This window comes from Pseudomonas nicosulfuronedens (assembly GCF_005877905.1).
Taxonomy (GTDB): Bacteria; Pseudomonadota; Gammaproteobacteria; order Pseudomonadales; family Pseudomonadaceae; genus Pseudomonas; species Pseudomonas nicosulfuronedens.
The window spans coordinates 47990-54119 of the sequence record NZ_SWDV01000049.1 but is presented as its reverse complement, the minus strand read 5'-3'; the positions used below and the strand labels follow the sequence as shown (position 1 = coordinate 54119).

Below are 6130 nucleotides of genomic sequence, written 5' to 3'. Positions count from 1 at the left end.
GGAATACCTCGGCTTCTTCAATGCCGGCTTCAAGGGCATCACCGGTTCGGAAGAAAACGTACAGAAGCTGGCCAACGCCATGAGCATCCCCTACAACCGTGCGCTCCCGCGAGCCGCGATACAGAAGCCTCCACCCCATCCGCAACCGTTTTCACAACTCCCAAAGACCATGCCACGCCACCCGGCGTAAGGACCATTCATGACTCATGCCCCAACCATCGTCACCGCCCCTACCGGGCGCCAGATAGGGCGGCGATTGCCCGCAACATCGAGTCTGCCGGCCACCTCGACACCTAGGTGTGCGCTCTGGACTGGCTCCCGATAATACCCCCACATGAATAGGGGCCACATGGAGCAGGCGCTGCCATAGCTGGGCGACGAATTCTGGTTGTGCGGGACTCTGGCCAAGATTGCGCGTGTCAAGGAAAAGCAACTGCCGATCCACCGGGCCGCCCACCTAGTGCCGCTCGCGGAGACGCTCCTGCAATGCCGGCAGGCGAAGGGGGCGCGCAGAGCACGAAAGAGCGCAGATTCCACTCGCGGGTCGATGGTCTGCGCCATCTTGGAAGGCCAGATGACGGTGGCACGGCGAGCTGCAAAACCTCAATCCAGCTCAGGTAATTGGTCCGCTCGAGCCGCTGAAGCGCCGCGGGGCGCTGATCACAACTGGTGGCTGCGAGACGCCATTCGGCCCAATTCAGCTCTGCCCCGTCCGCACCTTTGGGCCACCTGAAGCCAGGCTGCGGGACGCGAGTCCTAGCACGTCGGCAAGCCGCACGACAATACCGCGCCAGCGAAGATACTTCCGCCGCTGTTCGCCGAAGACCGAGGCGTCACCGTTTTTTACGATGCCGGCGGCTGGAAGGGCATGGGACCTGCTGGTCGAGCCGAGCCAATCTACCCCAAAGACCAGCCGCTGCAGGAGCGGTCTGGCAAAGGGTGGCCAGGCATCCACCTACCGCGGCGCCTCAGCCGCATCCTGCTGGAGATAACTGCGGTGCGCACCGAGCGCCTGCAGCACATTAGCGAGGAGCAGGCGATAGACGAGGGCACCCACTACAACAAGCGGCGATGGTTTCACCGATAAGGGTGGTCCCGGTTTCGTATGGCCGCAGCATGCCTTCCGGCATCTACTCCAGTCGGTAACCAGTGGCGATGAGTCCGATGCCAACTCCTGAGTCTAGGTGGTCGAGTTCGAGCGGGTGAAGCCATGGCGTCTTGCTACCCAAGGCCAGCCGCAGTCAGGACCTCAGCCCCTCAGCAATGCCTGCCGAGCGAAAGCTGAGTCCTGAGCACAAGAAAAGGTGGAGGCTGCCTCTGCTTCGCCCGAGCCGTATATCAGCTCGTGGAGGACAAGTTCTTCAGCGTCAGTGAGTTGGCGAGAAAGACTGAGCTCTGTAGCAGAGCGCAGTTCACACAGTTTATTGATTCGGATCATTGCGAGTACCGCAAATTAATGCAGGCGCCGATTCTATTCTCGCAGTCCTACTCCATCATCCGACTCAAGTCGCATTTCTGCGCACTTCTCGCCGATGCGCGATGAACGGCATCGATACACGCCACGTTCACCCCCATCAATCAAGGAAGAGCCGAGTGGCTGGCCGAACATAGCTGGAAGCACGAGTTCAACGTCGCGAGCAAGCCAATTGTCGGTCGTATCTACGCCATGGACCTGCCGTGGACTCTGGACCTGCCGAAGGTGAGCTGAATATGCACACCCCAAGGGACCTGGAAACAGGGATTTGCCGCCGCGTCCGGCGTTTGACGTCCAAGAAGCTCTGGGCCGGCTACTTTCACAACCAGACGACCATAGGGGGGGGACGGAAGCCAAAGCAACGGGACATTCCTCTGGGCAGCGATCTGGACTAGGTGAAGGCGGATGAGCCAGGCTTGAGCGGACTACCGTGCCGAAGTCGACGAAGCTGCTCGGGGGAGGTGTTTGATCGCTACGAAACCGAGATCATCCCTGCCAAGGCCCCGCCCCCCCCCCCCAGAAGGACAACCTTCCATCGCTGAAGTAACTCAGGAAGGCCCTCGCCGCGGTACCGATCGAGGCGATCACCCCGCAAGTCATTGCCCTATACCGCAACAAGCGCACGGCGAAGGTCCGCGCGAATCGGGAATTCGCCCTGCTCTCTCACATCTACAACATCGTCTGGGAGCGGGGGATCACCACCATGAGGCCCCCTGCCGAAGAGCCCGGAAGAACAAGGAGACGCCCCACGACCTCTATAACCTCGATGAAGTCCAGAACGCCGTCCATGCCGTTGCGGAGCCGGCCCTGCCTGATGCAATGGACCCGCCGCGCAACGCCCCAACGACGCACCTATAGCCCGCGAGGCTGACGCTCAAGACGAGCTCTTACAGGTTGCCCAGAAAAACGCCAAAGAAACTGCGCATCCGCTTCGATGAAGCTCGTAAAAATGCGGCGGCCAAGGCTCTGGACGAACAAATGGCCATCGCAGTGCACCAGTTTCAGTCCTATGACATTCGTCCGAAAGCAGCAACGGAAATCAACGACATGAAGGAAGTCAGCCGTTTGCTTAGCCACACCGAAGAGGAGATCACGAAGCGGGTGTATATGCGCGTCGGGGCAATCGCCAAGCCGTCGATTGAGCGAAAGTTTCGGAACGCGTTCCGGATCATTTCAGGACTCTACCCATGAAAGTTTCCCGGTAGAGCAACTCGATCGGATCGCCAGAAACGCGAAAGCCCCGCAGTGCGGGGCTTTCAACGTTGTAATAGTGGCGGAAGCGTAGAGATTCGAACTCTAGGACAGTTGCCCGTCGACGGTTTTCAAGACCGTTGCCTTAAACCACTCGGCCACGCTTCCACATGAGCGGGCGGCAATATTACCGGATCGCAACACACTGTCAAACTCTGATGATTCAGCGCGCTTTTCCCTCTGTTATGATGAGCACCACTACGGTCATGGATCCGTATCCCGCTTAACAGGAGTGTCTCGACATGCAAGAACGGCAATATCTCGACTCCACAGCCGTGGAGCAGAAAGAGGTCAGCGGCGTCCTGCGCAACACCTACGGCCTGCTGGCCCTGACCCTGGCCTTCAGCGGCCTGGTGGCTTTAGCCTCGCAGCAGATGCGTCTGCCCTACCCCAGCTTCTTCGTGGTGCTGCTGGGCTTCTACGGCCTGTTCTTCCTCACCGTGAAGCTGCGCAACAGCGCCTGGGGCCTGGTCAGCACCTTCGCCCTCACCGGCTTCATGGGCTACACCCTCGGTCCGATCCTGAACATGTACCTGGGCATGGCCAATGGCGCGAGCATTATCTCCTCGGCCTTCTTCATGACCGCGCTGGTGTTCTTCGGCCTCTCCGCCTACGTACTGACTACCCGCAAGGACATGAGCTTCCTGTCCGGCTTCATCACCGCAGGCTTCTTCGTGCTGCTGGGCGCCGTACTGGTCTCGTTCTTCTTCCAGATCAGCGGCCTGCAACTGGCCATCAGCGCCGGTTTCGTGCTGTTCTCCTCGGCGATGATCCTGTTCCAGACCAGCGCGATCATCCACGGTGGCGAGCGCAACTACATCATGGCCACCATCAGCCTGTACGTATCGATTTACAACCTGTTCATCAGCCTGTTGCAGATCTTCGGCATCATGGGCAGCGACGACTGATCCTCGCGCCACCCAGAAAAAAGCCCGTCGAGACGGGCTTTTTTCATTTTCGGCGCGGCAAATATCCGCATAGCGCCGTATCATCCTGCGAAAATTCGCCGATCAGGCCCGTTCCATGAAGTTCGTCATCGCCCTTTTCTCCCCGCCGCACTCTCCGGCAGCCCGACGCGCCCTGCGCTTTGTCGAAGCTGCATTGGCCGGCGGTCATGAAATCACTCGGCTGTTCTTCTATCAGGACGGCGTGCACAGCGCTTCGGCGAACACCGTCGCCAGCCAGGATGAGCTGGACGTCGCCGCCGCCTGGACGCGCCTCGTCACCGATCACCAACTGGACGGTGTGGTCTGCATTGCCGCCGCGCTGCGCCGGGGTGTTCTTAATCCAGAGGAAGCCAACCGCTATTCCCGTCCCGCCGCGAACCTGCAGGCGCCCTGGGATCTTTCCGGCCTAGGCCAACTGCATGAGGCGGCGCAACTGGCGGACCGCCTGGTCTGCTTCGGAGGCAACTGATGGCCAAGTCCCTGCTGATCATCAGCCGCCAGGCACCCTGGGCCGGCCCCGCGGCTCGCGAGGCGCTGGATATCGCGCTCGCCGGCGGCGCCTTCGATCTGCCAATCTCGATGCTCTTCCTCGATGACGGCGTATTCCAGCTCGCGCCAGATCAACGTCCCACTGCGGTGGAGCAGAAGGACCTGCAGGCCAATCTGCAAGCCTTGCCACTGTTCGGCGTGGAAGCGCTCTATACCAGCAGTCGCAGCCTTGCCGAGCGCGGCCTGGACAGCACCAGCCTGACGCTGCCCACCCAAGCGCTGGACGATATAGCGCTGCGCAATCTGCTGCAATCTCACGACCAGGTGATCACAATCTGATGGCTACTCTCCACCTGCTCTCGCACTCTCCTTTCAATGACGGCCGCCTCGACAGCTGCCTGCTGCTGCTGAGCGATGATGACGGCATCTTGCTGACGGGCGATGCCACTTATGCCCTGCAGCCAGGCAGCCAGCCGGCGCGAGCGTTGCAAGCGCTGCCCAACAGCAACACGCTGTTTGCGCTGCTGGAAGACCTGCAGGCGCGCGGCCTGGACGATCAGCCCGCCCGCATTGTGGTCGTGGATTACCCCGGTTTCGTCGAGCTCTGCACCCGTTTCGACAAGGTGAACGCCTGGCTATGAGCACCCTACTGGTCAACGGTCACGCCCTGCCGCTGGACAAGGACGGCTACCTCGCCGATCTGAACGACTGGAGCGACGTCGCCGCCGAGGCCCTGGCGCACAACGAGGGCATCCACCTGACACCCGAGCACTGGGAAATCCTCCTGCTGCTGCGCGAGTTCTATGGCGAATTCCAGCTCTCGCCAGCCAACCGTCCGCTGATCAAGTACGTGGCCCAGAAACTGGGCACTGAAAAGGGCAGCAGCCTGCACCTCAACCTCCTGTTCAAGGGCACTCCGGCCAAGCTTGCCGCCAAGCTCGCCGGCCTGCCAAAGCCGACCAATTGCCTATGACCATCGCCCCGCTTGTCCTGCAGACACCCGCCGAACATCCCTTCGCCCAGTTCGTCCGCATCCTGGGCAAAGGCAAGCGCGGCGCGCGCGGCCTGACCCGCGAGGAGGCCCGCGAAGCCCTCGGCATGATCCTCGACGACAAGATCGAGGAAGCCCAGCTGGGCGCCTTCCTGATGCTGCTGCGGCACAAGGAAGAAAGCGCCGAGGAGCTGGCAGGATTCACCGAGGCTGTGCGCGAGCGCCTGCAGACGCCGAAGATCGCCGTGGACCTGGACTGGCCCAGCTATGCCGGCAAGAAGCGCCACTTGCCCTGGTACCTGCTGGCAGCAAAATGCCTGGGCGGCAGCGGCACCCGCATCCTCCTGCATGGCGCCGGCGCGCATACCGCTGGCCGGGTCTACAGCGAACAGCTTCTGGATCAGTTAGGCCTGCCACTGTGCCGCAACTGGAACTCGGTCAGTGAAGCGCTGGATGCCAAGGGCATCGCCTTTGCTCCGCTGGTGGATTGGATGCCGCGCCTGCAGCGCATGATCGACCTGCGCAACACCCTCGGCCTGCGCTCCCCGATCCACTCATCGGTACGCCTGATCAACCCACTGGGCGCCACCTGCGTGCTGCAAAGCATCTTCCACCCCGGCTACCAGGAAGTGCACCGCGAGGGCAGCCGCCTGCTCGGCGACCACGCCATCGTCATCAAGGGCGAAGGCGGCGAGATCGAGATGAACCCCGACGCCACTTCGCACCTCTACGGCTGCCATGACGGCGAGGCCTGGGACGAGGAATGGCCTGCGTTGTCACCGCTGCGCCACGTCAAACCAGAAATGCTGGACCCGGCACATCTGGCCAACTTCTGGCGCGGAACAGCCGAGGACGCGTACGGCGAGCTGGCCGTACGCGCGACCATCGCACTCGCCTTACGCGCCATGGGGCTGCAGCGCGACGAAGCCTTCGCGGAAGCTGATAGACGCTGGGCTGCGCGGGACAAATCGATTTAGT

7 protein-coding genes, 1 tRNA gene and 1 pseudogene are annotated in these 6130 nt (G+C 61.6%); 8 read left to right on the top strand and 1 reads right to left on the bottom strand.

Annotated features, from left to right (window positions below; genetic code table 11):
* Both FAS41_RS27740 and FAS41_RS31235 read left to right on the top strand, forming a co-directional pair.
* A pseudogene (locus FAS41_RS27740) lies at positions 1–94 on the top strand (SCO family protein); the annotation flags it as partial.
* 2274 nt (positions 95–2368) lie between these two features.
* Positions 2369–2665 (top strand): site-specific integrase, encoded by a 297-nt coding sequence (locus FAS41_RS31235; protein WP_246084953.1) that lies wholly within the window; start codon positions 2369–2371, stop codon positions 2663–2665.
* An 80-nt stretch (positions 2666–2745) separates the two neighbouring features.
* Here the strand turns inward: FAS41_RS31235 and FAS41_RS27725 are convergent.
* A tRNA-Ser gene (locus FAS41_RS27725) sits at positions 2746–2833 on the bottom strand.
* A 134-nt stretch (positions 2834–2967) separates the two neighbouring features.
* Between FAS41_RS27725 and FAS41_RS27720 the strand changes: the two genes are divergently transcribed.
* From FAS41_RS27720 to FAS41_RS27695, 6 genes are all read left to right on the top strand, one after another.
* Positions 2968–3633, top strand: coding sequence for a Bax inhibitor-1/YccA family protein (locus tag FAS41_RS27720; protein ID WP_138526535.1), 666 nt, complete (start codon positions 2968–2970; stop codon positions 3631–3633).
* Positions 3634–3748: 115 nt separating this feature from the next.
* Positions 3749–4141, top strand: coding sequence for a sulfurtransferase complex subunit TusD (gene tusD / locus FAS41_RS27715; protein ID WP_138526534.1), 393 nt, complete (start codon positions 3749–3751; stop codon positions 4139–4141).
* On the top strand, positions 4141–4500 hold the full coding sequence (gene tusC / locus FAS41_RS27710; protein WP_138526533.1) for a sulfurtransferase complex subunit TusC: 360 nt from the start codon (positions 4141–4143) through the stop codon (positions 4498–4500). Before tusD ends, tusC begins: the two co-directional genes overlap by 1 nt.
* Positions 4500–4802, top strand: coding sequence for a sulfurtransferase complex subunit TusB (tusB, locus tag FAS41_RS27705; RefSeq protein ID WP_138526532.1), 303 nt, complete (start codon positions 4500–4502; stop codon positions 4800–4802). Before tusC ends, tusB begins: the two co-directional genes overlap by 1 nt.
* Positions 4799–5134 carry a TusE/DsrC/DsvC family sulfur relay protein gene (locus FAS41_RS27700; protein ID WP_138526531.1) on the top strand — a complete coding sequence of 112 codons (336 nt, stop codon included), beginning with the start codon at positions 4799–4801 and terminating at the stop codon, positions 5132–5134. Before tusB ends, FAS41_RS27700 begins: the two co-directional genes overlap by 4 nt.
* On the top strand, positions 5131–6129 hold the full coding sequence (locus FAS41_RS27695; protein WP_138526530.1) for a glycosyl transferase family protein: 999 nt from the start codon (positions 5131–5133) through the stop codon (positions 6127–6129). Before FAS41_RS27700 ends, FAS41_RS27695 begins: the two co-directional genes overlap by 4 nt.
* The last annotated feature ends 1 nt before the right edge of the window (position 6130 follow it).